Origin of the sequence: Vibrio sp. 779(2023) (assembly GCF_033344285.1) — a bacterium.
Taxonomy (GTDB): domain Bacteria; phylum Pseudomonadota; class Gammaproteobacteria; order Enterobacterales; family Vibrionaceae; genus Vibrio; species Vibrio alginolyticus.
The window spans coordinates 110165-136010 of the sequence record NZ_JAWPOM010000005.1; the positions used below are offsets into that span (position 1 = coordinate 110165).

Genomic DNA, 25846 nt, shown 5'->3' on the forward strand with positions numbered 1-25846 from the left:
TCTTATTCTTACTTACTTGCTAATTTTTCTACGCGGATAGTAACAGCACGTTTGTGAGCGTCCAGACCTTCCGCTTCAGCCATCGTGACTACCGTTGGTGCAAGGTTCTTTAAACCATCAGCAGAAAGCTCCTGAACCGTCATTCGTTTAGAGAAATCCGCCAAACCTAAGCTTGAATAAGTACGTGTGTAACCGTAAGTAGGAAGGACGTGGTTAGTCCCCGATGCGTAATCTCCCGCAGATTCAGGCGACCAATCCCCAAGGAAGATAGAGCCTGCATTATCAAGTAGAGGTAGAAGCTCACGAGGGTTCTTAGTCTGAACAATCAAGTGCTCAGGACCGTAGTAATTGGAAATAGAAACTGACTGCGTCATCGACTCGGAAATAATGATCAAGCTTGATGCCAGAGCCTTTTCTGCGATGTCTGCACGAGATAGCTCCTTAAGCTGACGTTGAACCGCATCCGTCACTTGATCAGCAATCACAGGAGAAGGAGTCACCAATACCACTTGAGAATCAGGACCGTGTTCTGCTTGGCTCAAAAGATCCGCAGCGATAAAGTCTGGATCTGCGGTTTCATCGGCAATCACAAGAACTTCTGATGGCCCTGCTGGCATATCAATCGCAGCACCGCGGAAATCATTGCTAACCTGTCGTTTTGCTTCGGTCACGTAAGCGTTGCCCGGACCAAAGATCTTATCTACTTTCGATACAGTCTCGGTGCCATAAGCCATTGCAGCAACTGCTTGGCCACCACCGACGTTATACACCTCATCAATGCCACACAGTTTCGCGACATAAAGGATCTCATCAGCGATTGGGGGTGGAGAACAAAGAACGACTTTACGACAACCTGCAATTTTTGCAGGAACGCCGAGCATCAAAACAGTCGATGGCAAAGGCGCACTGCCACCAGGAATGTACAAACCCACTTTTTGAATTGGGCGTGTTACTTGTTCACAAAGGACACCTGGCTGGGTTTCCACCTTGATCGGTTGCGGCTTTTGCGCTTTGTGGAACTTAGAAATATTGGCGTAAGCTTGCTCTAGTGCGCTCTTCATTGACTCTGACAAACGCTCTGACGCTGCCTTAATTTCCTGAGAAGAAACACGAATGGATTCAGGCTTAACACGGTCAAACTTTTCTGTCAGCTCAATAAGAGCAGAGTCACCTTCTTCTCGAACTTTAGCAATAACTTCGGCCACAGCAGTGGTGATATTGGCACCTTCTGCAATAGCAGGGCGCTCCAAAATAGAGTCTTGCTGATTCTCACTTAATGATTGCCAAACGACTGTTCTCATGATGCTTACTCCATCATTTTTTCAATTGGTAGAACGAGAATTGAACTTGCGCCCAACTCTTTCAGCTGTTCCATTGTTTCCCAGAATAGGTTTTCAGAACTCACTAAGTGAACAGCCATTTTCTGCTTATCTGCAGAAAGAGGAAGAACAGTTGGGTCTTCAGCACCTGGCAGTAGTGCTTTAATTTGATCTAACTTCTCTGCTGGGGCGTGAAGCATAATGTACTTAGATTCTTTCGCTTGCTGCACGCCTTGCATGCGAGTTAACAGCTTTTCGATTAGCGCCACTTTGTCTGCGTCGAACTCACCTGTGCGTTGAATCAATGTCGCTTTTGATTTGAAGATAATTTCAGCTTCTTTAAGGCCGTTCGCTTCCAGTGTTGCACCTGTAGAAACCAAATCAGCGATAGCATCAGCGAGACCCGCGCGAGGGGCAACTTCTACAGAGCCTGTCAGCATACATGTAGAGAATGGAACGCCGGCTTCATCCATGTACGCTTTTAGAAGTTGAGGATACGTTGTAGCAATACGCTTGCCAGCTAAGTCTTGTGGACCGTTGTACTCTTCGTCCTTGTCGATTGCGATAGATAAACGACAGCCACCAAAATCAAGTCGACGAAGCTGAACAAACTCGCAGGGTTCACCTAATGCTTTGCGGTCAAGGCGAACTTCTTCTAGTTCATTTTCGCCAATAAAGCCAAGGTCAACCACGCCATCCATAATTAAACCTGGGATGTCGTCGTCACGAACCAAGAGTAAATCAATTGGCATATTTTCAGAATGGACAACTAAACGCTCGCCCATTACGTTGAACTTTACGCCGCACTGTTTTAGTAGAGCTTGACTCTCTTTGCTAAGACGACCTTTTTTCTGAATTGCGATTCTTAAACGTTGTGTTTGCATTGCTTTGTCCCTATGCAAGATTTTGATATCTAAGTATTTTTCAAACTAATAAAACTAAAAAACCCTCGGGAGATTGAAGTCTCCCGAGGGTTTAAAATCTGCTTTTACTTTGATTTTACCTCCGGGAGTTTCCTGCCTCCCGGGTATGCGTACATCGCCCGAAAGACTAGATTGGGTGATGATGGTGATGAATGTTCATTACAAAATTACGCATACTTATTTCAAGGCTCTTCTCATTTGCTTTGTTACCAACAACACTAACCAAGCTGATTACTTTTTTCAACCCTTAATTTTAAAAAAATTCGAATTGTATAATACAAATAAAAAAGGAGGCCGAAGCCTCCTATAAATTTACTTTTTAAATCAGTGAATTACGCACTCTGGCAAGACGCTATTTTAGACTTTGAAAGCCATGACAAAATAGCGCAAACGATAATGAATGTTATCGACGCTGCGATGAAAGAGAACGCTATTGAAGCAGTCATACCAAGGGCAATAAAGCCGACGCATGAAACAAGCGCGACTGATAATGCATAAGGTAGCTGTGTTGATACGTGATCAATGTGGTTACAACGTGCACCCGTCGATGACAAGATAGTCGTATCTGAGATTGGTGAACAATGGTCACCGAATACCGCACCAGCTAAAACCGCACTCAGCATCGGTAGCATTAGCGCTACGTCTGTTGCGCCAGCCATGTCTCCAGCGATTGGAAGCATGATGCCGAACGTACCCCATGAAGTACCTGTTGAGAACGCCATCAGGCCAGACAACAAGAATAGGATAACTGGGAGCCAATGAGGGTTGATATTGCCCTGCGCCATTGTCGAAAGGTAAGTACCAGTCTTCATATCACCGATAACAGAACCAATGGTCCAGGCAAATACTAAGATTAGAATCGCACCAAACATAGACTTAGCACCAATCCAAAGTGTACGTGCGATCTCAGCCATTGGTAGACCTTGCTTCACAACAGTAAACAGTGCAACTGCTAAGCCAAGCAAGCTACCGTAGATTAGTGATGTACCTACATCTGTATTTTCAAAAGCACCAAGAAGCGCAAACTCCTTACCATCAGCAGCCAATGCTTGGCCACCCGTGTAAAGCATTGAAGCGATAGTCGCGATAATCAGCGTCACGATAGGAAGTATCAAATCTGACACTTTACCCTTTTCACTTTCACGGATATCTAGCTCTTCGTTTAGGTCATGCGCTTCTTGCGAGTCATTTTCTTTGTCTTTATCAAAGCCACGACCTTGCGATGCAGAGATCTCATGCTCACGCATTTTACCAATATCAAGACCAAACCACGCAACAGCGAACACCATTAGCAGCGCAAAAACGGCGTAGAAGTTCATTGGGATAAGACGAACATATGCGCCAAGAGCCGAATACTCTGTGATCCCATGTGAGACTAAGATCCCGCCAATAATAGTAATAATGTAAGCACCCCAGCTAGAAGCAGGCATAATTACACACATTGGAGCAGCGGTTGAGTCTAGAATGTACGCAAGCTTAGCGCGAGACACATAAAAGCGATCGGTTACTGGGCGAGAGATCGCACCAACAGCAAGGCTATTAAAGTAATCATCGACAAAAATGAATACGCCTAAAAAGGCGGCAAGAAGTTTGGAGCCGCGTTTACTCTTCACTCGAGATTGTGCCCATTCAGCAAAAGCACGAGTACCGCCAGATAGCGTTAATAAAGCTGTTGTCATACCTAATAAGATTAGGAAACCAACAATGCTCATGTTCCAAGTGTTAATTCCGCCATCTTCAATAAAGACAGAAGAAACTTGAGAACTGACGTAACCTGCGGTGTCGCTGATAGACCAGCTATTAAGTAGCACCGCACCTAGCACGATACCTACACCCAAGGAAACTAATACACGTCGAGTCAAAATCGCCAAAGTCAAAGCGACAATAGGTGGCAATAATGAAACAGGAGAACTAGAAAAATCTATTAAATTCATGATCTTCAAAAACCAAAGTTTGGCTAGAGATCTACTGCAGACAAGTCACGTAGCATACGATACGTGCTCATGTTGAACTTAGCGACAGGGAAGCGAACACTCCACCCAACCCTACAGTAGCGCTCCATAGTTTAATGTGAATATATACTATGGCAGTGTTGTTCCTTTCAGATACAACCCCAGCAAGTAACTTTGATGAGTTACTTACTTCGGCAATCTTCGCCTTCCACTATTATTCATTGGCATCACCCCAATAATAGCTACTCTTCGAGACCGCGCCTCTACGGCAACAACAAACAATTAACCACTAACTGTACAAATTAACAACAAATTGTCTGCAATATTGCATCAGGTGGCAGCCATTGTACTTATGATGAGAGTCAATGCAACACATCAAACTAAATTAAACAAATAAATAATGACTGAGATAATTTATAAACCTTGCCTACTTCCATAAGTTTTGTGCAACTGAAATCACATCAATCATGTTATTTATGAAACATTATTACTACCTTAGAAATATCATGGTTTATCTTATATCAATAAATTAAGGATATATGACACAGCATTAAAGATGGATGCTTCATATTTTTAAGTAATAACTCAAATTTTTTTATAAAAAACCAAGCTGTCACTCTCTCTATACAATAATGATTGTTGATTTTAGTTCTCATCTAATAATGATTTATTTCGAGTGTAATAATATTAATTGCTTTAAAAAATAGTCAAATTTAAACAAAATCTTGATTTAGCATTTGCACATAAGGAAAAGATAAAGTTAAATATAAGGACTCTTTGTTTATTTATAGATTGGCATTATTTAATCGTAACGATAAAAAGTGCCCAACACATTAACCTTTTAATAGGAATCGTTATGTCAGAGCTGACTAAAACCCTTCTAAATATCCGTAGCCTTCGTGCATTTTCTCGTGAGCTGACTCTAGAACAATTGGAAGAAGCTCTAGATAAACTCACTACTGTCGTAGATGAGCGTCGTGAAGCAGAAGAAGCAGAACGCGCAGCACAAGCAGAGCAAGAAGCTAAGCTTGCAGAGATTGCTGAGAAAATCGCTCAAGACGGTATTGACGTAGAAGCACTTATTACTGCGCTATCTGGCGAAACTAAGACGAAAGGCAAAGCGAAGCGCGCACCTCGCCCTGCTAAATACAAATACACAGATTCAAACGGTAATGAGAAAACTTGGACTGGCCAAGGTCGTACACCTTCGGCGATTCAAGAGCAACTTGATGCAGGTAAATCTCTGGATGAGTTCCTAATCTAGATCCGTGCTATTTTTAAAAGGCTCCCATAGGGAGCCTTTTTTATTTAAACCATTACAAATAAAAAAGGCACGTTTCTTAATGTGCCTTTTACTTTAGTTACAGAATAGTTAATTAAATCGCTTCGTATTAACGTTCCCAGTATGCTTCTTCTAGGCTATCTTCTCGCTCAGGAAGTCCGCGCGACAATCGTGGTGAATGTTGCACGAGAACTTCGTAGCTAGCACGGTTTGCGTATTTGCAGACTTGAGAAAAAGAAGAGTAAGTTAAATACTCGTTACTGTGCTTGCTTGAATTAGGCACATTTTCTTTATGGTATTTATTTGCTGCCATATCATGAAGAACAGCAGATAACGCAGCATCACCTGCGCCATTTGTATTCTTAATTTTTTCTGGGCCACCCATATATGGCGAGATATGCGAGTACACTTTTATTGGCGTCTCGCATGAGTCTTTTTTCGCCGGACGACTGAATTCATAACGATTAAATTCAGCAATTGACCCTGGAAGTAATGGCAAAGAAGTTTCGCGCTTCGCGCTATCCTCCGTATACCCAGCCATAAATAGACCTACAGGACCCGCCGTGCACAATACTAGATCAGCCCACTCCAATGTTTTATCAGACGCAGCAAGTGGATCAGATTCCCCCGTCAGTGCTTCTGCTTCATCCTCATTCATCGCAACGACTGAAACGTTATCTCGAATGAATTCTTGCCAATATTTAGGGTCATCTTGAATAACAAACTTTGTGCCTAAAGTCAGAACAACAGGCACATCATTCTTTTTCGCGTACTCAATTGCTTTCATTGTTGCTTCCGGCATTGGGTCGCCGTCTTTGCAACGTACTAGATATGACGTCAGTACAAGTGCTGATGCATTTTTAAAGATTTTCTCTGGAATGCTATCAGGATGGAGTTGGTTCATTTGCCCTTCGCTGATAGCAAAAGTACGTTCACCGTCTTCTGTGATAAGAGCAAAACAACGGCCAATTGCACCATCTACACCTTGTAGGTAGTTCAAGTCCATGCGGCTTGATGTATTACAAAGATAACGGTAACCGTAGCTGCCAATCTTAATATCCTGGCTCATCACTCCAAGTAGTGTGGAGCGGTCATCCGCTAGCACGGAGTAGTTATGTAGCGTGTTACCAATTGTACCGCCCGCATACTCATTGGTAATCAAGTTCTCTTCTTTCAGTTGCTGGTATAACTCTTCTGCTCTTTCGTCATCGATAACCAGAGAGTGACCTTTACTCAGACCGTACTTTTCAATCACATCCGTTGTAACTTTTGCTTCAATATCAACCAAGGTTTGGTCAATACCAATGATGTGAGTGCGCGTCATCTTCTTGCTTTCTTGTGCTTGGCTCACCAGCGGGTCACGAGCATGAACAGGAAAATAGTGCTTCGATTTGCGTTGTCCAGGAAATTTCATATTGTCAGTCTGAGTAAGGGGATAAAAAGGAGAGCGGATTCTATACCGCTAATAATAAAGCAGCAATAAAAGCGATTATAGCAAACGTTTGCTGACAGCTTTTTTCTTTTAGGTGGCTTATTCACCTTCCATAAAGCTGAGATCTGGTAGTTGCTCAAGGTGCTCGCTATAACGCTTTAGGTTGAACTCACCTTCATTCTTCATTACATCAAAAATCTCAATTGACATCGCACATGCCATCATCGCAACCGCATCTTCACGTGGTGTGCCAGTCATCATTAAACGCATAAGGGTTTCTTTTACTTTAAGCGGGTTGCCATCTTCGAGCTGATTTTCCACAATTTCAATCAACTCACTTTCTTGCATAAATTGGTTTTCTTCTGTCATTTGGTGTTTCCTCTTGGATTTTGGCCAACTATGCCATATATACCTCTTCTATACTTGCGAAATTACTCGTTCGAATCTTTGTTGAAGAAAAATCCAGCGAAACGAATTGTGATTTCGATCTCGGATCTGTCACCGGTCTGTGGATTCTGATAGAATCTGCATCCCGTTTATTTAAGTGGTGTTTAGTAATGTCTGATAACAGCCAAAAGAAAGTCATCGTCGGTATGTCCGGCGGCGTTGATTCATCTGTTTCCGCGTATCTTCTAAAGCAGCAAGGCTACCAAGTAGAAGGCCTTTTCATGAAGAACTGGGAAGAAGATGACAACGAAGAATATTGTACAGCGGCAGAAGATCTTGCTGACGCTCAGGCAGTATGTGACAAGCTAGGCATCCACCTACACACTATCAACTTTGCTGCCGAATACTGGGATAACGTATTTGAGTACTTCCTTGCTGAATACAAAGCTGGCCGTACTCCGAACCCTGACATTCTTTGTAACAAAGAAATCAAGTTCAAAGCATTCCTAGAATTCGCTGATGAAGTACTTGATGCTGATTACATTGCAATGGGCCACTATGTGCGTCGCTCTTTCCCAGAAAATGGTGAAAAACCACAGATGCTACGTGGTCTAGATGGCAACAAAGATCAAAGCTACTTCCTGTACACATTAAGCAACGAGCAAATCGCACGTAGCCTATTCCCTGTTGGTGATCTAGAGAAGCCAGAAGTGCGCCGCATTGCGGAAGAACAAGATCTAATTACCGCTAAGAAGAAAGACTCAACTGGTATTTGTTTCATCGGTGAACGCAAGTTTACAGAATTCCTCGGTCGCTACCTTCCAGCTCAGCCTGGTAATATCGAGACTCCAGAAGGCGAAGTGATTGGTCAACACCAAGGCCTGATGTACCACACACTTGGTCAGCGTAAAGGTCTACACATCGGTGGCCGTAAAGGCGGCGGTGGTAACGAGGACCCATGGTTCGTTGGTGAGAAAGATCTAGAACGTAACGTTTTGATTGCTGTTCAAGGTAAAGACCATCCGATGTTGAAATCAGAAGGTCTACTTGCATCACAACTTCATTGGGTAGATCGTGAGCCAATTCGCGATGTTATGAAGTGCACAGTGAAAACTCGTTACCGTCAGGAAGATATTCCTTGTACAATCATCCCTATCGATGATGAAAACATTAAAGTTATCTTTGACGAGCCACAAATTGCTGTAACTCCAGGTCAATCAGCAGTGTTCTACAAAGGTGACGTGTGCCTAGGTGGCGGCATCATCGAGCAACGCATTAAATATTCTCAAGCTTAGGAGTCGTTACGTGGCGAATACACTTTATGACCGTACTATCGCTTTCGCTGGGATTTGCCAAGCTGTTGCTTTAGTTCAACAGGTAGCGAGAAACGGACATTGTGATCAAGATGCTTTTGAAACATCAATCAACGCTATTTTGAGCACGAACCCTGCTAACACAGTTGGCGTATTCGGTCGCGAAGCCGATCTAAAGCTCGGCCTAGAATGCTTGGTTAAAGGGATTGATAGCACACCATCAGGCAGTGAAATTACTCGTTACATTATTAGTTTAATGGCGTTAGAACGTAAGTTAAGCTCTCGTAACGATGCTATGTCTCAGCTTGGTGATCGTATTCAAATGGCCAAGCGTCAGTCAGAGCACTTTGAGCTACTAGACGATCAAATGATCAGCAATTTAGCGAGCATCTATCTGGATGTCGTTAGCCCTATTGGCCCACGCATTCAAGTAACGGGCACGCCATCTGTACTGCAGCAGACGGCAAGCCAACACAAAGTTCGTGCGCTGTTGTTATCTGGCATTCGTAGTGCAGTTCTTTGGCGTCAAGTTGGTGGTAAGCGTCGCCACCTAATCTTCGGGCGCAAGAAGATGGTAGAGCAAGCACAAATCCTTCTTGCTCGTCTGTAGTAAAATATCAAATAAGCAGCTCGCGTTTATCGCGAGCTCATTTTTTTCGACTAAAACAAATCTCGCGCAAACGTTTGCGCAATATTCGTGACAATTGCCACAGTTATTGGTATAAAGCTCACGAAATTTAGAAACCCAATTCAGGAGAACATCATGGAACTGTCAGCATTGACTGCTGTTTCACCAGTAGACGGCCGTTACGGAAGCAAGACAATTGCGTTACGCGAAATTTTCAGTGAATACGGTCTACTAAAGTACCGTACTATCGTTGAAATCCGCTGGCTACAAAAGCTTGCTGCTACTGCTGAAATTGCAGAAGTGCCAGCGTTTAGCGCAGAAGCAAACCAATTCCTAGACGACCTTGCTGCAAACTTCTCTGAAGAAGATGCACGCCGTATCAAAGAGATCGAGCGTACAACTAACCACGACGTAAAAGCGGTTGAGTACTTCCTAAAAGAGAAAGTAGCAGACGTTCCTGAACTGCACGCAGTAAACGAGTTCTTCCACTTCGCATGTACTTCTGAAGACATCAACAACACATCACACGCTCTAATGCTTAAAGAAGCGCGTGAGAACGTGATTCTTCCAGAAATCCGTAACCTAATCGACGCTATCAAAGCACTAGCAGTGGAATACCGCGACATTCCTCTTCTATCTCGTACACACGGTCAGCCTGCTTCTCCATCTACTATGGGTAAAGAAATGGCTAACGTGGCGTACCGTATGGAGCGTCAATTCAAGCAAATCGAAAACGTTGAGATCCTAGCGAAAATCAACGGTGCAGTAGGTAACTACAACGCACACCTTTCTGCTTACCCAGAGCTAGATTGGCACAAGTTCTCTGAAGAGTTCATCACAGAGTCTCTAGACGTAACTTGGAACCCTTACACAACTCAAATCGAACCGCACGATTACATCGCTGAGCTGTTCGATGCTATCGCTCGTTTCAACACTATCCTGATTGACTTCGACCGTGACGTTTGGGGTTACATTGCACTAGGCCACTTCAAGCAAAAAACTATTGCGGGTGAGATCGGTTCTTCAACAATGCCTCACAAAGTTAACCCAATCGACTTTGAAAACTCAGAAGGTAACCTAGGTCTTGCGAACGCTGTATTCGGCCACCTAGCACAGAAACTGCCTATCTCTCGTTGGCAACGTGACCTAACTGACTCAACGGTTCTACGTAACCTTGGTGTTGGTGTTGGCTACGCTATCATCGCTTACACTTCTACGCTTAAAGGCATCAGCAAGCTAGAAGTAAACCGTGAAGCGCTTCTTGCTGAACTAGACAAGAACTGGGAAGTACTAGCAGAGCCAGTACAAACAGTTATGCGTCGTTACGGCATCGAGAAGCCATACGAGAAGCTGAAAGAGCTAACTCGTGGTAAGCGTGTAGACGGCGAAGCAATGCGTAACTTCATCGACGGTCTTGAGCTTCCTGAGCACGAGAAAGCACGTCTGAAAGAGATGACGCCAGCGAACTATATCGGTCAAGCAATCGAGCTGACAGATAAGCTGTAATCCTCCTGTAACGACCAGATACCTAAAAGGTTGACGCGAAAGCGTCAACCTTTTTTAGTTAGGAGAGTTAGGTCGGGAGAAAATAATTTTAGTTATATGGAATGGATTATTAATTGAAGATCAGCCCCATTTGTTATGGCTGCTTTTGGAAGAACAAGGTTATTGTTCCTACTTCCACACCAAACTTTTTTATTTTCGTTAGATTGAAAACGTGTCTGTCATCCTGACGATAAAGCCAATCATCAAAAGCAACCGTCACTGATGAATCCTCCATTTGTAGCTCAAAGTCATATTGCCACTGTAGCGCATTGCCCTGCTCTTCCCCTGTTGCTACACCTATAATATCGTCTGCCTTACCTTCATAACTACCGTCTTCTAATCTAGTGATAACCCAAATTCGCTGGTCCACCTCTCCGTCATCAAACACGAAGTCTTCCACCAGCGTCAGCGTATCACCTTCTACAGTACCCACTATATCGACTTCAAAGCGACGGGTTTGCTGTTCGGTATAATCTTGCACCATCCCCCACGCCTTTATGTCGCCTTCGAAATAACCGAATACGTCAAAAGTCGGTGTAGAAGAGCGGTAATTATCAATGTCTGCGGAACATGCCGAAAGAAAAACAGCTGCCACTAAAGTCGCTGATTTAAAAATTCGTTTAAGCACTATCTAACCTGCCCTATCAATTGTTTTCGGAGTTTCGGGAATTCTGTGTTGGGTGATAACCATATAGCTAAAAATGCATCGTTCATTCGTTCGTCTTCAATGATGCCAACGTTCTTTACTTGCACGTCCCCAACCTGCTTATAAAACAGCTGACCAGATTTTCCATCTGTTAGATAAGTAAGCTCGTCACCTTTTTGAATATCAGGAAACATACGATCGAGCTCGCTGATCCAAGTTTTTCGATATGAGTCAGTAAAACCCAGTTTCGCCCACTGCTCATCCGTCACATCAAGCAGCTGTTGCTTACTGATGTCTCTCTTGTAATTAATTTCCAATGCAAGGGGATGTGGCGATACGTCATCGCTTACGATGAACTTTCCATCAGGCGCTTTTAATCTTGAGTGATAAATATCGAAGATGAACCAAGTAAGTTGGGCTTCTCCAACAGTTTTCCACCCCTTCCAATTCGCAATGTTGCTGGCAGCTTCGCTATTTCCAACAGGTTGAGCTTGCAGAGCAAAAGAACCAGTTACTATTACCAACGCAAGCAACCTAGTCAGTCTCTGAGTTAAGTCTCTCTTCAAGCTTTTCATTTCCGTACACCTTGAGTATCAAGAGCATCATGACGCACCATTCGACAAACAACATTGCCAGTGTAGCGCCAGTGCTGAATCCAAATTCAACGGCTTGGAGTTTATGGCCAGCAAAGTAGCTCGCCGTTCCTCCGAGTCCGCCTACTATTGATACGTAGGTTTTTGGGAAACGGTACAAAATTGACTTGAGTTGATAGGCATACCAGGCGAACAGAACCCAAAGGCACAAAAGCCAAAGGGGTAACCATTGAGTGGCAAACATGAAAATTGAAAATTGCTGATTTAATGTATCAAGCACGAGACCAATCGTGGCGATCACACCAATACTTTTGAGCGAAGATGCGTCAGTTTTCAAACAATATAGTAGGGTTGCCAAAGTAAGGAATAACGTGACCCATTGCCATTGATAGGTTCCAAGCACCGCTGCAAACCAGCAGAGTTGGAACCATGTCGAAGCAAGAAATACCTTCATAACGAACTACGGGCGTTGAAACGTCATGTGAACTGCACTGATCGTGCGAGCCAAAAAGCCACCTTCACAGTAGCTCAAATAGTAGCGCCACATACGCACAAAGCGGTCGTCGTAGCCAAACGAGCGCACTTCACTCTCTGCTCGATTAAAACGAAGGTGCCATTCGTTCAGCGTCTTGGCGTAGTCCAAACCAATATCGAACAAGTCTCGCGTCACTAAGTCACTGTACTTTGTTGTTGCTTGGGTTAGTGAGGTTACCGACGGTAAAAAACCACCCGGGAAAATGTACTTTTGGATAAAGTCGACGTTGTTACTGTAGTAATCGTAACGCTGATCGGCAATCGTAATCGCTTGAATCGCCATCAAGCCACCAGACTTCAATAAAGACTCACAGACCTTAATGTACGAAGGCAGGAATTGTTTGCCCACAGCTTCAATCATTTCAATAGAAACGAGCTTGTCATAAGTGCCGGTTAGGTTTCGGTAATCTTCTTTGAGTAGAGTGATTTTGTCTTCTAAGCCACGCTCTTTGATTTTTTGCTCCGCGTACGCGTGTTGCTCTTCAGATATCGTTGTTGTGGTGACCTGACAACCGTATTGTTCAGCCATGTAAATCGCCATAGCGCCCCACCCAGTGCCAATTTCAACAACATGATCGGTAGATTTCAGCTCAAGTTGCTGACATAGACGATCCATTTTGTTGATTTGAGCCTGCTCTAGAGAGTCATCCGCATGATTGTAAAGCGCCGACGAGTACAGCATATTGGTGTCAAGGAACGCTTCGTATAGGTTGTTACCCAAGTCGTAATGCGCATGGATATTTTTACGTGAGTTCTCTTCAGAGTTTCTGTTTGACCAATGGCTGAACTTGTACAGTATTTTAGTCAACCAACTGCCTTGCTCTTCGAGTTTATCTAGAGCACGCATGTTAAGGGCCATCAGTTTCATTAATGAGGTTAAATCGGGGCTATCCCACCACCCATCCATATAAGCCTCACCAGCAGCAATACTACCGCCCTGCAAGATCCGTGAATAAAAGCCTGGATGTTTTACCTCTATAGTAGCGACAACAGGTTGACCACTATACTCCCCATTTGGCGCACTAAAACGCTCGCTTCGCTCTGTCGTTTCCGTCTTAAAACTTTCAATAACTGTTAAGCAGCCGATTTCCATTTTTTGCAGACATTGAAAAATAACTCCGCGAGCCGCTTTTTGCGTTGTCGTCAATTTACGCGGCAATGTCATAGAACTAGTATTTAACATGCAGAATTCTCCTTGTGCTTTTTATTTTTTTTGTCTGTTTTTTCAATATCGGCTTCTATTTCTTCATGCGTTGAATATTTAGGATGAGAATAAAAAGGTGCGCCTTTCACCCAAAGTTTTAATGCGTGCCAATAAATACCAACCATTACTTTTACCGTTTGTATTGGTGTAACGATCAAACACCTCAATAAGGTTTTGCTTGAAAGTGGCTTTGCTTTCATAACCATGGTGGCATCAAAGTGTTTCTCTCCTTTGTGACATTCAAGATGAATATTCAACTTGTCTGTCAAAGGTTTAATTCTCCAGCGGTAGAGTTGGTCAATCGGGTTGAATGGTGAAACATGGAATGCTTTATCTTGTTCCCAACCAAATTTTTCTTCTTCTTTATCTGCTGACACCACGTAGTAATGTCGTTCATTCCAAGGAGTGTTACTCACCTCTGCGAGGAGATACTTCCATTCTCCTTCCGTGTTATAAACGTAGTAGAAATTAACGGGACTGAAATAAAGTCCTAGATAACGCAAGTGACAGACTGCGATTACCTTGCCGGTACAGCGAACACCTGTCAGTTCTTCAATTTTGCTGTGCACTGCCGACTTGACGCTACCTTCACCAATGTAATCACTGCGCTTGAAGCGAGCCCAATGCCACCAACGCGAACCAAAACCCCATACTTTTTTCTCTAAAGCATCGATCTCGTCTACATCGATGGCGGGCATAAATAAAGAGTAGTTCAACTCATGATTCACCGGCGTGAATCGACGGTGACGAACGTTGCCTATAAACAATCGGCTGTTCATTTCGCTATCCATATCACGCTGCGCCTTTTTCGAAAGGAACCACATTTTGTTCGCGGTACTTTTCTTCTAGTTCTTTCACAACATCAAGCGCGCTACGCACGCCATCTTCATGAAAACCGTTGTACCAATAAGCGCCGCAGAACCAGGTACTTTTTTTGCCCTGTATCTCATCTTTGCGCTGCTGCGCTGCAATAGACTCAGTGGTGAATACTGGATGATGATAAGTGAACGAACGCAAGACTTTATTTGAGTTAATTTGCTCAGTACTGTTCAACGTTACACAAAACGTGTGTTCTGATTGAATATGCTGAAGAATGTTCATGTTATAAGTGAGCGAAGGGAGGCGTTGCTGTTCCTCTTCACTTCCTTCCAATAGGTAGTTCCATGATGCCCATGCTGCCTTACGTTTTGGTAGTACGGCAGAGTCGGTATGAAGAACAACTTCATTTGCTTGGTATGTCATATCCCCCAAGATTTCCTGCTCAATTGGGCTGATATCCTCTAGCATTCTCATTGCTTGATCACTGTGACAAGCAAAGATAACGTCATCAAACCAATGCGTTTCTCCGCGAACTTGAACGCCAACCCCTTTTTCGTTGCGAACCACTTTTTCGACAGGACTATTAAGACGAATATTCTCCGCAAAGCCTTTGGTCAATGGTGGAATGTATGAACGTGAACCACCTTTAATCACATACCATTGTGGCCGGTTAGTCACATCTAGCAGACCGTGGTTGAGGAAGAAACGTAAGAAGAACATAAGAGGGAATGCACGCATGTCAGCTAAAGTCGACGACCAAATCGCAGCACCCATCGGTAATATGTAGTTATCGGTAAAGAAAGCACTGAATTTGTGTTCATCAAGGAACTCACCTAACGTCTGAGAGTGCGAGGATTGCTCGCTAGCGAAGCGCTTGGCAAGTTTATTGAAACGAAGTATCTCGAAGATAAATCGATAAAATTTAGGGTTTGCCCAGTTACGTTTTTGAGCAAACAATGTCGACACTGTGTGGCCGTTGTACTCTAGTCCGTTCCCATCATTTCTGACACTGAAGCTCATTTGAGTCGGCAGACCTTCAACGCCAATCTCGCTCATCATTTTAATGAAATTAGGGTACGTACGGTCGTTATAGACGATGAACCCAGTATCTATCGCGTATTCTTTACCATCAAGGCTCACATCAACGGTTGCAGTATGGCCACCGATGTAATCGTTCGCTTCAAACAGCGTTACATCATGTTCTTTATGCAAGTAATAACCACAAGTAAGGCCAGAGATTCCCGTTCCCACAATCGCTATCTTCTTTCTTCCTGCTGTTTTCATTTTTATTCCTTCTTATGATACGAGTTTAGCAGTTAGGCGAGCTTGCCAACTGTATGGAAGTAACGAGATAAAACGTAAAATACTGGTAAATCTCGCCGGGAAATAGATATAGGTCTTGTTGGCGGCTAACTGCTTCCTGATAGAGTCCGACGCTTGCTGAGTAGAAATGATCATTGGCATTTCGAAGTCGTTTTTGTCAGTCAACGGCGTTTCAACAAAACCAGGAAACACCGTTACCACTTTGATCCCTTTCTTTTTCAAGTCGACGGCGAGCGTGCGTGCAAAATAACTGACTGCCGCTTTGGATGCGCCGTAAGCTTCAGCACGAGGCAATGCCACTTCTGATGCGATAGAGCCAACAATAACAATGCGGTGCCCTCTCTCTAAATGCACTTGGCAGCCTTCAACGCAGTTGGCAACACCGACAACATTTACGTTCATCACACGCGCCATGAGTTTCGCGTCGACCACTCCCTCATCCATGTACTCACAATCGCCTGCGTTAAAAACCCATGTGTTTGGCGTAAATGGCAAATTAGAGAGCGCCTGCTGAGTTTCCTCATAATTTGTCACATCAAACTGCAATGTATGAATTTTGGAGGAAACTGCCTCCAGTTCTGCAAGAACATCTTGATTCCGACCACAAGCAATCACATTCCATTCTGAGTTCGCGTAATCTAGGGCAAGCTGCCTTCCTATTCCGGAGGTGGCGCCTGTGATTAAGATGGTGTTGTTCATTGTCCTAACCTCTGCTTGATGGTTTTAACGACTGAACCAAGTAACGGTAAATGCTCATAGAGCATCTCTCCGAGATCAAAATAGTCTCGGTGATAAATGACCTGACCTTCGCTAAATTTGAGGTGCGAAACACCATTGACGAGAATAGGCGCACCCTTCTGAAGTTTGGGATGCTGAAGGTCCATTGTCCAAGTTAGGAAGCCTGTATCTCCGACTTGTTGATGCTCATGGATTACAAAATCACAACTGATGACGTTGGCATATAATGAGGTGAAATAATCCGAAAGTGCTGGCCATCCTTCTAAACGATGCGCTGCGTCCTCAAATACTACATCTTGGTGATATATATCCTTAAGCAGATGTAAGTTCGCTTTGTTGAGCTTTTGATAGATATTGCCAACAGACTGTATGTCCATTTTTTACTCCTACACGCCCATTAAGTTGTACAAAATTATTATATGTACAAGATAGTTCATTCCACCAAAGTTGTACAAAAATAATTTTGTATAACTTTATTTCTGTAAGTAGTACGTGATGAAGTTCGCACGCGATCAATCGGCGAAAAAAAAGGCTTGGTCAAAACCAAGCCTTTTCAGCAGATTAACAATTATTTAAGTAGGAACAATTAGTATTGCTGGCCTCGCAACGCTGCAATACGTTTATCTAGCGGAGGGTGGCTCATTAATAGCTCAGTCAGCGACTGCTTGCCATTGATACCAAACGCCATCATGGTGCCATCCAGTTGAGATTCATGACTCACCTTCAAACGCTCTAGAGCCGCAATCATTTTTTCTTTGCCAACGAGGCGCGCAGCACCTGCGTCCGCGTGGAATTCGCGATGACGGCTGTACCACATAGTCAAGAAGCTAGCTAGGAAACCAAATACCAGTTCAAGCACCATGGATACGCCAAAGTAAACCATCATATTTGTACCTTGGCCTTCTTCATCATCGTTCGATGCCACGATATTGGCAATAAAGCGTGATAGGAAGATAACAAACGTGTTCACGACACCTTGCATCAACGTCATCGTGACCATATCACCATTTGCAATATGGCTCACTTCGTGTGCAAGTACTGCCTCTGCCTCATCACGAGTCATATTGTGTAAAAGACCAGTAGAAACGGCGACAAGAGAGTCATCTCGTTTTGCACCTGTCGCAAATGCATTGATATCTGGTGAATCATAAATAGCCACCGTTGGCATACCAATACCCACTTGTTGAGCTTGACGACCCACAGTTTCGACTAACCAATGCTCCGTTTCGTTGCGCGGGCTTTCAATGACCATACCACCAACCGAGCGTAGCGCCATACCCTTTGACATCATCAACGAAATAAATGCGCCACCAAAACCAAATACAGCAGCCATTACAAGTAAACCTGACAGACTGCCTGGTTGCATTCCAGTTACAGCGTAAACAATATTCAGAACAACACTAAGCACTAGCACGACAGCTAGGTTAGTTGCTAGGAATAACATAATTCGCTTCATTACTTTTCTCCGAGGAAGCTTATCGTTTTTTTAAAACGGATTGTTATAAGGAACAAATGGTAATCGCTATAAAAGCCAATTCCGTTGATTTTCATGTTCCGTGCGTTATAGATATAGTCTATCCGCGATAAAAACAAGGTTAAGCAATAAATTGCAACATTTGTTTTCGGGACTGAAATATTTGATTCAAGCGATTTCAAAACATGCTTTGGTAGGAGCCGGAACCTCCGTTCATATACATTTATCAAAATGATAAAATAAGCTCTGAGCTACCCATCATCTATTGATAGATGATCTTGGTGTTAAATCTATCACCTCTTAGCAACTTAGCTAGAAATTTTTTAATAGACCAAAAACAGTACGTTAGCTCTGCTATAGACTTTGGTCTTATTGTGCGGCTACATGGACATGCTAAATTCGAATGAGATGAACAAAACAGAGCCACTCTAAGTACATTGCAAAAAGTGCATTGGGTGAGCTCAAAAACTCCATGTATTGAGGGAAAAACCATGGTAGAAACTAACGACTATCAAATGGCTATTGATTTACTGCGTTGTCACCTAGGCATCTCAGAGGACGAGGCAAAGCAACAACTTGGTATTTCAACCGATCATCATATGTCTCAGCGTGTTGCAGAAACACAACAAGCATTGATGGGGCTCAGCCAAGATAAGTAATCTGACTTTTTAGGTTACACCAACAAGAAAGGGCTGCATTGCGCAGCCCTTTGGTTTTTTAGTCTTTTACCCTAAACACCATTAGTCAGTGTTTAGCAACGGCTCTACATTAATGTACTTGCCTAGCTCTTTACGTTTAGCACTTGGAATATATGGAATTTCCCCAAGCTTAGGTGCATCGATACGTGCTTCTAGCATCTCGATAATGTCAGCGTAGTGCTCTGTGCCTGGGTTGACGCGGTTTGCCACCCAGCCAACAAGATTCAAACCATCCGCTTTAATACTCTCTGCTGTGAGTAAAGCGTGGCTCAAACAGCCTAATTTAATGCCAACCACCAGTACAACAGGTAACTGCTCTTCTTTTACCCATGTAGATAAACAGTCCGTATCGGATACTGGCACACGCCAGCCTCCAGCACCTTCAACGAGAACAACATCGGCTTGCTGCTTATGTTGAGCCAGTTTTTGACTCAGAACATCGTAACTTATTTCGACATGTTCATGCTTCGCTGCAATGTGGGGAGAAGCAGGCAACTCTAAAGCGTATGGGTTCACATCATCATAGGCCACATCGAGTGTTGCGGCGTCTTGTAAGTGTAAAGCATCAGAGTTACGCCATCCGGCTTCAGTCTTGTCACTCCCTGCTGCCACTGGCTTATAACCAATAGTGTTTAGTCCTTTTGCGGCGATCGCTTGCAAAATGGCTTTAGACGCTACCGTCTTTCCAACATCAGTATCCGTACCAGCAATAAAAAAAGCATCAATCATAGATGTATTACTCCAAAACAAACCTGATAACTTGCAGGTAGAAGACCTTGATCGTTTTTAAACGCTTGGTACGCATGCTCAACTTTTAACAAAGTCTCGCGACTAGTTAAACCGTGTGAGCGCCCGCTTACGTGATTTGCACCTATACCTTTGAGGTCACGCATAACTGAAAATGCAGAGTCGTACCAAACTGTGATGGTGGTCAAGTCTAGTTGATGGCTGTCACATCGAGATTGCGCTAACGCAATTTTTACCTGATTGAGCGTTAGAAAGTTATTGACGTGTTGATATGCATCAATTTTTTCCCATGATGCACGCAGCTCATACAGTGATCCATCAACCAGTGTAGAGAACCACGCTTTCCCACCATTTTTTAGCACGCGGCGCACTTCTTTTAGTGGGTAACTTAAATCTGTACACCATTGCAGCGCTAAACTTGAAAACACATAATCGAAGCTATCATCGTCAAATGGTAAGTTTTGAGCATCAGCAACTTGGTAGTGCATTCGTACTGCACCACAACGCTGCTCTGCTTTATCTAACATGGCTTGAGAGATATCGCCGCAGACTACTTCCGCACCGCGTTGTTGAAGTAGTTGGGAGAAATAACCCGTGCCACAACCTAAATCCAATACACGTTTTCCCGTCAAGTTTTCAGGAAGTTTATCAAGCATCTGATGCCCGACATCACGTTGAAAAGCCGCATGTTTATCGTATGTTTCTGCTGCTTTACCAAACGAAGAGGCAATCGCGTCTTTATCTTGATGGAAACTCTCTAACGCGAGCGTTTGCGCTAATGCGGTAGTTGCATTATCCATTACAGCGCTCCTAATGCTTGCTTCAATGCGATTGAAAGCGTTTTAACTTGTTCATTAGTGTGATTGGCAGTGAGTGTGATTCGAAGACGAGACGTTCCTTTAGGCACCGTCGGAGGGCGAATAGCAGTCACCCAAATACCGTTTTGGCGACAAGCACCTGCTACTCGCAAAGCCAATTCAGATTCACCAATCAAAAAGGGCTTAATCGAAGTTTGAGTCTCAACAAACCCCTCAAGGTCGCTAAGGCTATCTCGATACACTTCACTAAGCTCAGAGAGCTTTTCACGTCGCCAAGACTGCTCTTGAACCATAGAAACCGCATGCGTGAGCGCGTAGGCTTGTGCCGGAGGCATCGCTGTGGAATACACATGGTGACGAGCAAACTGAGTCAAAAAGTCTCCCGTTGCGTGGTCACATAAAATAGCCGCGCCAGACATACCAAACGCTTTGCCGAAAGTAACGATCAGTATCTCGGGTTTAACCGTTGCCAACTCGCAAGAACCACCACCGGATTGACCAAGAACGCCAATACCATGAGCGTCATCGACAGCAAACCAAGCATCATGACTACGAGTGACTTCAGCTATATCGCTAAGCGGCGCACAGTCGCCGTCCATGCTGAATACCCCTTCAGTCACAACTAGATGGTTGTCTTCGCTATTAATCAGCGACTTTAGGTGCTCGATGTCATTGTGTTTGAAGCGCTTCATCTTAGCTGGTGACAACGCCCCCGCTTCCATCAGTGAGGCATGGTTCAAACGGTCTTGGATCAATACGTCTGATTTTTCCAACAAGGTGAACAACAAGGCTTGATTAGCACTGAATCCAGAACCAAACAGAATTGCTCTGTCGTAACCCAACCATTCGGTCAGTGCGGCTTCTAAATTGCTGTGCGCGGCACTAAAGCCAGTCACCATCGGTGATGCTCCACTGCCACTACCATATACGCTTAAACCTTGCTGCCAAGCCCGAACAAGCGCTTGGTCATTAGCCAATCCCAAATAATCATTACTTGAGAAATTAATGTAGCGTCTACCTTCGTGTTCCAAAACGGACTGGTTACCGGCAAACACCACATTCATAGAACGATTCAACCCTTGCGTTTTACGCTCAGCAAGGGCGGACTCGATACGAGATTTAAACGCTGGCATCGTAGAAAAGGTCGTCTTTTGTCGGACGGGCAGCAACGCGCTCTACGACGCGATCGAGTAACTCGTTTTCTTCGATTTCATCAGGCTTTTGAGACACCTCTTGGCTGTTAATACCGAGCTTATTGAACAGCATCATGTCCTTATCTTCAGAAGGATTTGGAGTCGTCAGAAGTTTGCAGCCATAGAAGACTGAGTTTGCACCCGCCATAAAACACAGCGCTTGCATTTGTTCGTTCATGTTTTCACGGCCAGCCGATAGACGAACCGCTGATTGAGGCATCATGATGCGCGCAATCGCAATCAAGCGAATGAAATCGAATGGCTCAACATCGTCCACCTCTTCCAGTGGTGTGCCTTTCACCTTAACCAGCATGTTGATTGGCACACTTTCAGGATGCACTGGCAAGTTAGCTAATTCAACCAACAAACCTGCTCGGTCGTTAGCACTTTCACCCATACCGATGATGCCACCGGAACAGATCTTCATGCCAGCATCACGAACATGAGACAAAGTATCTAAACGGTCTTGATAAGTACGTGTGGTAATGATGTTGCCGTAAAATTCAGGAGACGTATCTAGGTTGTGGTTGTAGTAATCCAAACCTGCGGTTGCCAGTTGTTTTGCTTGATCTGGTGTCAACATGCCTAATGTCATACACGTTTCTAAACCCATGCCCTTCACGCCTTTGATCATGTCGGTCAAATGCGGCATGTCACGCTCTTTTGGATTTTTCCATGCTGCGCCCATACAGAATCGAGTAGAACCAGCATTTTTGGCTTTTTGCGCAGCATCGAGTACGCGTTCTACTTCCATCAGACGCTCTTTCTCGATGTCTGTGGTGTAACGAGCACTCTGAGGACAGTACTTACAATCTTCTGGACAAGCACCTGTCTTAATCGACAGAAGCGTGCTTACTTGAACATGGTTGGTTTGTTGATATTGACGATGTACAAGCTGCGCTTCGAATAGGAGATCCATGAATGGTTTTTCCATGAGATCGCGCACTTCAGCATGCGTCCAGTTATGACGAACTTCCACGTGTATTCCTTTAGTCACTTTTGTTGTTGTGTTGACAGTCTACTGAGTCTCGATAAACTGTCAACACAACACAAAGGAACAAAGTTTACATCTGTTTATTTTTTAATCTTAATTGTTATTGGAATCGCACATGGATCTCGCCTTCGACCGCCAGCATATCTGGCATCCTTACACTTCGACATTGACACCTCTGACCTGCTACCCAGTGGCATCGGCAAATGGTGTTCACATTAAACTGGAAGACGGTACAGAGCTGGTCGATGGAATGTCTTCTTGGTGGTCGACGATCCACGGCTATAACCATCCGCACTTAAATCAAGCCGCTCACCAGCAAATCGATCAGGTCTCTCACGTGATGTTTGGCGGGATTACCCACCAGCCAGCAATCAGTTTGTGTAAGAAGTTGCTATCCCTAGCCCCAAGTAATCTTGAACATGTATTCCTTGCCGATTCAGGCTCCGTTGCCGTAGAAGTCAGCTTAAAAATGGCACTGCAATATTGGCATGCAAAAGGCGAACGCCGACCGAAGTTTCTTACTTTGCGACACGGTTATCACGGCGATACGTTTGCGGCGATGTCGGTTACCGATCCTGACAACTCAATGCACTCTCTCTACAAAGGCTTTTTACCTGAACATATCTTTGCGGAGTCCCCAACTTGTGGTTATTGGGATGAATGGGATCCAGAAGCTCTTACTGACTTCGAGCATAAGATTGATACGCACCATCAAGAACTTGCTGCGGTGATCCTAGAACCTATTGTTCAAGGCGCAGGCGGCATGCGCATCTACCATCCAGAATTTCTCAAAGGCGTGCGTAGGCTTTGCGACAAATACGGCTTGTTATTGATTGCAGATGAGATCGCTACCGGATTTGGTCGTACCGGTAAGTTGTTTGCCTGCGAACATGCAGACATTCAACCAGACATTCTGTGTGTCGGGAAAGCACTCACTGGCGGCTACATGACCCTCTCTGCGACCCTGGCGAGCAAACACGTAGCAGACACCGTTTGTGGTGGTGATGCAGGCTGTTTTATGCACGGCCCAACCTTTATGGGTAACCCACTTGCCTGCGCTGTTGCCACTGCAAGTTTGGAATTGATTGAACAAGGTAACTGGCAACAGCAAACCCAACAAATCGAAGCGTTGTTTTCTGAGTTACTGCCAAAACTTGAAGAACACGAGTTGGTAAAAAACACCCGTTGGTTAGGTGCCATTGGCGTAGTGGAGACGTATCGCCCTGTGAATATGGAAACCATCCAAGCCTTGTTTGTTGAACACGGAGTGTGGATTCGTCCATTTGGCAAACTGATTTATATGATGCCGCCGTTCATCAGCAAGCCAGAAGATATTGAAAAGTTAGTGAATGCGATTGATGCTGCGTTACAACGTAAAGACTGCTTCGCTTCATAGTTCAATTGAACATGAAAACGGTTTGAGTATGAGACTCAAACCGTCTCGTTATTTATTAGAGCAGTAAAGTTATCGGAGTTGACTGTCTTTACTCGCTCGTCTATTGAACAATGCTTGGCGTTGAGACACCAATTCGATTGTTGACTGACATTCGATACACAAACGAACGCCTTTCATAGCAAAACGACGTGCTTCTGGGATCTCATCACCACACTCATCGCAATAATGGGCGCTTTCACCCCTTGCGATACTGCCACGAACACGGGAAATCTCGTCGTCTATTGTGTTTTGAATTTGTTGGCTGACGCTATCGTCATTGGCCCACCCTACGGCCATAAGCCCTCCTCGTTACTTGAATGAGAAAATCTACTTACCGTGGTAAGGTGGATGATTATATCGATTACAAATAACAAGATAATTAGGGTAAATTCGAAAACACTATTGCAGCTTAGTAATAATCAATTTTCACTCGACGCAGATAACAAAAAACCCAGCACTAAGGCTGGGTTTTGGTGTTCTAGTGGTTAATGAATTAACCGATGTGCGTTGCGCCCGCCATGTACTTCTGAAGTACTGTAGGGATTGCAATACGGCCGTCTGCTTCTTGGTTGTTTTCTAGGATAGCAACCATTGTACGACCTACAGCTAGACCAGAACCGTTTAGCGTGTGTACAAGCTCAGGTTTCTTCTCGCCTTTACGACGGAAACGCGCTTGCATACGACGAGCTTGGAAGTCCCACATGTTAGAACATGAAGAGATTTCACGGTAAGTTTCTTGAGCAGGAACCCAAACTTCTAGGTCGTAAGTCTTACGAGCGCCGAAGCCCATGTCACCTGTACATAGAACCACTTTACGGTAAGGAAGCTCAAGAAGTTGTAGAACTTTCTCAGCGTGACCTGTTAGCTCTTCTAGTGCGTTCATTGAATCTTCTGGCTTAGTGATTTGTACTAGCTCAACTTTGTCGAACTGGTGCATACGAATCAAACCACGAGTATCACGACCGTAAGAACCTGCTTCTGAACGGAAACATGGCGTGTGAGCTGTCATCTTAATTGGTAGATCCGCTTCGTCAGAAATCGTGTCACGAACTAGGTTCGTTACAGGTACTTCTGCAGTAGGGATTAGAGACAGTTTACGTGGCTCTTCGTCGTTTACTTTTTCTACTAGCGGCTCAGTGTGGAAAAGATCTTTACCAAACTTAGGAAGCTGACCAGTACCGAATAGGCTGTCAGAGTTTACTAGGTAAGGTACGTACATTTCTGTGTAGCCGTGCTCTTCAGTGTGAAGATCCAGCATGAACTGAGCGATTGCACGGTGTAGACGAGCAAATTGGCCTTTCATTACGATGAAACGTGCGCCAGTGATCTTAACTGCACTTGCGAAGTCTAGACCGTCGCCCATTTCGCCTAGGTCAACGTGATCTTTCAGTTCGAAGTCGTAAGACTTTGGCTCACCCCAACGAGAGATTTCAACGTTGTCGTTTTCATCTTTGCCATCTGGCACTTCATCTGCTGGGATGTTTGGTACAGAACGCGTGAATTCGTCTAGTTGAGCCATTACTTGCTCAAGTTCAACTTTCTTCGCATCAAGATCGCTACCTAGCGTACCGATTTGTTTCTTGATCTCTTCTGCGCCTTCTTTGTCGCCAGCCGCCATTTTTTGGCCGATTTGCTTGGAGATGGAGTTACGCGTGGATTGTAAATTTTCTACTTCTACTTGAATGGACTTACGTTGTTCTTCAAGTTTACGAATAGTATCTACGTCTAGCTTAAAGCCACGACGCGCCAGTTTAGCAGCTGTTTCATCCAGCTCTGTACGAAGTAATTTAGAATCCAGCATTGTTAATCCTATGCTTTTTGTTGTGAAATCACGCGCACTTTCCAAGCG

26 protein-coding genes, 1 riboswitch and 1 other annotated feature are annotated in these 25846 nt (G+C 44.2%); of the genes, 6 read left to right on the top strand and 20 right to left on the bottom strand.

Features of this window, described 5'->3' with window-relative positions:
* Positions 1 to 8: 8 nt before the first annotated feature.
* From hisD to tet(35), 3 genes are all read right to left on the bottom strand, one after another.
* Positions 9 to 1301 (bottom strand): histidinol dehydrogenase, encoded by a 1293-nt coding sequence (hisD, locus tag R8O70_RS08905; protein ID WP_172563320.1) that lies wholly within the window; start codon positions 1299 to 1301, stop codon positions 9 to 11.
* Between the two features lie 5 nt (positions 1302 to 1306).
* Positions 1307 to 2203 carry an ATP phosphoribosyltransferase gene (hisG, locus tag R8O70_RS08910; protein WP_005378180.1) on the bottom strand — a complete coding sequence of 299 codons (897 nt, stop codon included), beginning with the start codon at positions 2201 to 2203 and terminating at the stop codon, positions 1307 to 1309.
* 53 nt (positions 2204 to 2256) lie between these two features.
* Positions 2257 to 2394 (bottom strand) — a sequence feature (His leader region).
* A 180-nt stretch (positions 2395 to 2574) separates the two neighbouring features.
* A complete protein-coding gene (gene tet(35), locus R8O70_RS08915; protein WP_017634691.1) occupies positions 2575 to 4176 on the bottom strand; it encodes a tetracycline efflux Na+/H+ antiporter family transporter Tet(35) in 1602 nt (533 codons plus the stop codon).
* Positions 4177 to 4285: 109 nt separating this feature from the next.
* A riboswitch (Lysine riboswitch) is annotated at positions 4286 to 4468 on the bottom strand.
* 582 nt (positions 4469 to 5050) lie between these two features.
* Between tet(35) and R8O70_RS08920 the strand changes: the two genes are divergently transcribed.
* Positions 5051 to 5458 carry an H-NS family nucleoid-associated regulatory protein gene (locus R8O70_RS08920; protein ID WP_005378185.1) on the top strand — a complete coding sequence of 136 codons (408 nt, stop codon included), beginning with the start codon at positions 5051 to 5053 and terminating at the stop codon, positions 5456 to 5458.
* 127 nt (positions 5459 to 5585) lie between these two features.
* Here the strand turns inward: R8O70_RS08920 and R8O70_RS08925 are convergent, their stop codons facing one another.
* Positions 5586 to 6890 (bottom strand): inosine/guanosine kinase, encoded by a 1305-nt coding sequence (locus tag R8O70_RS08925; protein WP_005378187.1) that lies wholly within the window; start codon positions 6888 to 6890, stop codon positions 5586 to 5588.
* A gap of 117 nt (positions 6891 to 7007) precedes the next feature.
* The gene (locus tag R8O70_RS08930; protein WP_005378190.1) at positions 7008 to 7277 is read right to left on the bottom strand and encodes a hypothetical protein; all 270 of its coding nucleotides are present in this window, start codon (positions 7275 to 7277) and stop codon (positions 7008 to 7010) included.
* Between the two features lie 188 nt (positions 7278 to 7465).
* Here R8O70_RS08930 and mnmA point away from each other — a divergent pair, with 188 nt between their 5' ends.
* The 3 genes from mnmA to purB all read left to right on the top strand — a co-directional run bounded on the left by mnmA (position 7466) and on the right by purB (position 10742).
* Positions 7466 to 8590: a tRNA 2-thiouridine(34) synthase MnmA gene (mnmA, locus tag R8O70_RS08935; protein WP_005378192.1), complete on the top strand. Its 1125-nt coding sequence runs from the start codon at positions 7466 to 7468 to the stop codon at positions 8588 to 8590.
* 10 nt (positions 8591 to 8600) lie between these two features.
* Complete coding sequence (hflD, locus tag R8O70_RS08940) at positions 8601 to 9218, top strand: high frequency lysogenization protein HflD (RefSeq protein WP_005378194.1); 618 nt, start codon at positions 8601 to 8603, stop codon at positions 9216 to 9218.
* 153 nt (positions 9219 to 9371) lie between these two features.
* Positions 9372 to 10742 (top strand): adenylosuccinate lyase, encoded by a 1371-nt coding sequence (gene purB, locus R8O70_RS08945; protein WP_186584338.1) that lies wholly within the window; start codon positions 9372 to 9374, stop codon positions 10740 to 10742.
* A gap of 133 nt (positions 10743 to 10875) precedes the next feature.
* Here the strand turns inward: purB and R8O70_RS08950 are convergent, their stop codons facing one another.
* The 9 genes from R8O70_RS08950 to htpX all read right to left on the bottom strand — a co-directional run bounded on the left by R8O70_RS08950 (position 10876) and on the right by htpX (position 18094).
* Positions 10876 to 11409 carry a DUF3833 domain-containing protein gene (locus R8O70_RS08950; RefSeq protein WP_005378200.1) on the bottom strand — a complete coding sequence of 178 codons (534 nt, stop codon included), beginning with the start codon at positions 11407 to 11409 and terminating at the stop codon, positions 10876 to 10878.
* Positions 11409 to 12002, bottom strand: a complete 594-nt coding sequence (locus tag R8O70_RS08955) for a chalcone isomerase family protein (RefSeq protein ID WP_138939996.1) — start codon at positions 12000 to 12002, stop codon at positions 11409 to 11411. Before R8O70_RS08955 ends, R8O70_RS08950 begins: the two co-directional genes overlap by 1 nt.
* Entirely contained in the window at positions 11962 to 12474 is a 513-nt protein-coding gene (locus R8O70_RS08960) for a DUF2878 domain-containing protein (RefSeq protein WP_054576397.1), read from the bottom strand. Before R8O70_RS08960 ends, R8O70_RS08955 begins: the two co-directional genes overlap by 41 nt.
* Before the next feature lie 6 nt (positions 12475 to 12480).
* Positions 12481 to 13737 carry an SAM-dependent methyltransferase gene (locus R8O70_RS08965; protein WP_132936558.1) on the bottom strand — a complete coding sequence of 419 codons (1257 nt, stop codon included), beginning with the start codon at positions 13735 to 13737 and terminating at the stop codon, positions 12481 to 12483.
* Complete coding sequence (locus R8O70_RS08970; protein WP_172563321.1) at positions 13731 to 14549, bottom strand: DUF1365 domain-containing protein; 819 nt, start codon at positions 14547 to 14549, stop codon at positions 13731 to 13733. Before R8O70_RS08970 ends, R8O70_RS08965 begins: the two co-directional genes overlap by 7 nt.
* Position 14550: 1 nt before the next feature.
* Positions 14551 to 15861: an NAD(P)/FAD-dependent oxidoreductase gene (locus tag R8O70_RS08975; RefSeq protein WP_213870921.1), complete on the bottom strand. Its 1311-nt coding sequence runs from the start codon at positions 15859 to 15861 to the stop codon at positions 14551 to 14553.
* A gap of 12 nt (positions 15862 to 15873) precedes the next feature.
* Entirely contained in the window at positions 15874 to 16599 is a 726-nt protein-coding gene (locus R8O70_RS08980) for an SDR family oxidoreductase (RefSeq protein ID WP_047100788.1), read from the bottom strand.
* Positions 16596 to 17015, bottom strand: coding sequence for a nuclear transport factor 2 family protein (locus R8O70_RS08985; RefSeq protein ID WP_005378211.1), 420 nt, complete (start codon positions 17013 to 17015; stop codon positions 16596 to 16598). The genes R8O70_RS08980 and R8O70_RS08985 overlap by 4 nt, the downstream gene beginning before the upstream one ends.
* Positions 17016 to 17224: 209 nt before the next feature.
* Positions 17225 to 18094 carry a protease HtpX gene (htpX, locus tag R8O70_RS08990; protein WP_005388085.1) on the bottom strand — a complete coding sequence of 290 codons (870 nt, stop codon included), beginning with the start codon at positions 18092 to 18094 and terminating at the stop codon, positions 17225 to 17227.
* A gap of 509 nt (positions 18095 to 18603) precedes the next feature.
* Between htpX and R8O70_RS08995 the strand changes: the two genes are divergently transcribed.
* Positions 18604 to 18771: a hypothetical protein gene (locus R8O70_RS08995; protein WP_005378215.1), complete on the top strand. Its 168-nt coding sequence runs from the start codon at positions 18604 to 18606 to the stop codon at positions 18769 to 18771.
* Positions 18772 to 18852: 81 nt separating this feature from the next.
* Here R8O70_RS08995 and bioD read toward each other — a convergent pair whose 3' ends face one another.
* From bioD to bioB, 4 genes are read right to left on the bottom strand one after another with little or no spacing between them, the layout of a single operon-like run.
* Positions 18853 to 19539: a dethiobiotin synthase gene (gene bioD, locus R8O70_RS09000; RefSeq protein WP_005378217.1), complete on the bottom strand. Its 687-nt coding sequence runs from the start codon at positions 19537 to 19539 to the stop codon at positions 18853 to 18855.
* Positions 19536 to 20357 carry a malonyl-ACP O-methyltransferase BioC gene (gene bioC, locus R8O70_RS09005; RefSeq protein ID WP_318184146.1) on the bottom strand — a complete coding sequence of 274 codons (822 nt, stop codon included), beginning with the start codon at positions 20355 to 20357 and terminating at the stop codon, positions 19536 to 19538. The genes bioD and bioC overlap by 4 nt, the downstream gene beginning before the upstream one ends.
* Entirely contained in the window at positions 20357 to 21508 is a 1152-nt protein-coding gene (bioF, locus tag R8O70_RS09010; protein WP_017821706.1) for an 8-amino-7-oxononanoate synthase, read from the bottom strand. Before bioF ends, bioC begins: the two co-directional genes overlap by 1 nt.
* Positions 21495 to 22547: a biotin synthase BioB gene (gene bioB, locus R8O70_RS09015; RefSeq protein ID WP_005378222.1), complete on the bottom strand. Its 1053-nt coding sequence runs from the start codon at positions 22545 to 22547 to the stop codon at positions 21495 to 21497. Before bioB ends, bioF begins: the two co-directional genes overlap by 14 nt.
* Before the next feature lie 130 nt (positions 22548 to 22677).
* On the opposite strand from bioB, the gene bioA reads away from it, so the two are divergent.
* The gene (gene bioA, locus R8O70_RS09020; RefSeq protein WP_054575124.1) at positions 22678 to 23958 is read left to right on the top strand and encodes an adenosylmethionine--8-amino-7-oxononanoate transaminase; all 1281 of its coding nucleotides are present in this window, start codon (positions 22678 to 22680) and stop codon (positions 23956 to 23958) included.
* Positions 23959 to 24027: 69 nt separating this feature from the next.
* On the opposite strand, the gene R8O70_RS09025 is transcribed toward bioA, so the two are convergent.
* Entirely contained in the window at positions 24028 to 24294 is a 267-nt protein-coding gene (locus tag R8O70_RS09025; protein ID WP_017634396.1) for a DksA/TraR family C4-type zinc finger protein, read from the bottom strand.
* Positions 24295 to 24490: 196 nt separating this feature from the next.
* Positions 24491 to 25798 carry a serine--tRNA ligase gene (gene serS / locus R8O70_RS09030; protein WP_170890556.1) on the bottom strand — a complete coding sequence of 436 codons (1308 nt, stop codon included), beginning with the start codon at positions 25796 to 25798 and terminating at the stop codon, positions 24491 to 24493.
* Between the last annotated feature and the right edge of the window lie 48 nt (positions 25799 to 25846).

What these genes read in the sequence shown, in the direction of transcription:
- R8O70_RS08955 (WP_138939996.1), bottom strand. Translation starts at nt 12,002, where the DNA reads ATGAAAAGCTTGAAGAGAGACTTAACTCAGAGACTGACTAGGTTGCTT.
- R8O70_RS08960 (WP_054576397.1), bottom strand. Translation starts at nt 12,474, where the DNA reads ATGAAGGTATTTCTTGCTTCGACATGGTTCCAACTCTGCTGGTTTGCA.
- R8O70_RS09025 (WP_017634396.1), bottom strand. Translation starts at nt 24,294, where the DNA reads ATGGCCGTAGGGTGGGCCAATGACGATAGCGTCAGCCAACAAATTCAA.
- R8O70_RS08925 (WP_005378187.1), bottom strand. Translation starts at nt 6,890, where the DNA reads ATGAAATTTCCTGGACAACGCAAATCGAAGCACTATTTTCCTGTTCAT.
- R8O70_RS08970 (WP_172563321.1), bottom strand. Translation starts at nt 14,549, where the DNA reads ATGGATAGCGAAATGAACAGCCGATTGTTTATAGGCAACGTTCGTCAC.
- R8O70_RS08985 (WP_005378211.1), bottom strand. Translation starts at nt 17,015, where the DNA reads ATGGACATACAGTCTGTTGGCAATATCTATCAAAAGCTCAACAAAGCG.
- R8O70_RS08965 (WP_132936558.1), bottom strand. Translation starts at nt 13,737, where the DNA reads ATGTTAAATACTAGTTCTATGACATTGCCGCGTAAATTGACGACAACG.
- R8O70_RS08980 (WP_047100788.1), bottom strand. Translation starts at nt 16,599, where the DNA reads ATGAACAACACCATCTTAATCACAGGCGCCACCTCCGGAATAGGAAGG.
- bioD (WP_005378217.1), bottom strand. Translation starts at nt 19,539, where the DNA reads ATGATTGATGCTTTTTTTATTGCTGGTACGGATACTGATGTTGGAAAG.
- hisG (WP_005378180.1), bottom strand. Translation starts at nt 2,203, where the DNA reads ATGCAAACACAACGTTTAAGAATCGCAATTCAGAAAAAAGGTCGTCTT.
- hisD (WP_172563320.1), bottom strand. Translation starts at nt 1,301, where the DNA reads ATGAGAACAGTCGTTTGGCAATCATTAAGTGAGAATCAGCAAGACTCT.
- bioA (WP_054575124.1), top strand. Translation starts at nt 22,678, where the DNA reads ATGGATCTCGCCTTCGACCGCCAGCATATCTGGCATCCTTACACTTCG.
- bioF (WP_017821706.1), bottom strand. Translation starts at nt 21,508, where the DNA reads ATGCCAGCGTTTAAATCTCGTATCGAGTCCGCCCTTGCTGAGCGTAAA.
- purB (WP_186584338.1), top strand. Translation starts at nt 9,372, where the DNA reads ATGGAACTGTCAGCATTGACTGCTGTTTCACCAGTAGACGGCCGTTAC.
- R8O70_RS08995 (WP_005378215.1), top strand. Translation starts at nt 18,604, where the DNA reads ATGGTAGAAACTAACGACTATCAAATGGCTATTGATTTACTGCGTTGT.
- R8O70_RS08920 (WP_005378185.1), top strand. Translation starts at nt 5,051, where the DNA reads ATGTCAGAGCTGACTAAAACCCTTCTAAATATCCGTAGCCTTCGTGCA.
- R8O70_RS08930 (WP_005378190.1), bottom strand. Translation starts at nt 7,277, where the DNA reads ATGACAGAAGAAAACCAATTTATGCAAGAAAGTGAGTTGATTGAAATT.
- R8O70_RS08975 (WP_213870921.1), bottom strand. Translation starts at nt 15,861, where the DNA reads ATGAAAACAGCAGGAAGAAAGAAGATAGCGATTGTGGGAACGGGAATC.
- serS (WP_170890556.1), bottom strand. Translation starts at nt 25,798, where the DNA reads ATGCTGGATTCTAAATTACTTCGTACAGAGCTGGATGAAACAGCTGCT.
- htpX (WP_005388085.1), bottom strand. Translation starts at nt 18,094, where the DNA reads ATGAAGCGAATTATGTTATTCCTAGCAACTAACCTAGCTGTCGTGCTA.
- bioC (WP_318184146.1), bottom strand. Translation starts at nt 20,357, where the DNA reads ATGGATAATGCAACTACCGCATTAGCGCAAACGCTCGCGTTAGAGAGT.
- mnmA (WP_005378192.1), top strand. Translation starts at nt 7,466, where the DNA reads ATGTCTGATAACAGCCAAAAGAAAGTCATCGTCGGTATGTCCGGCGGC.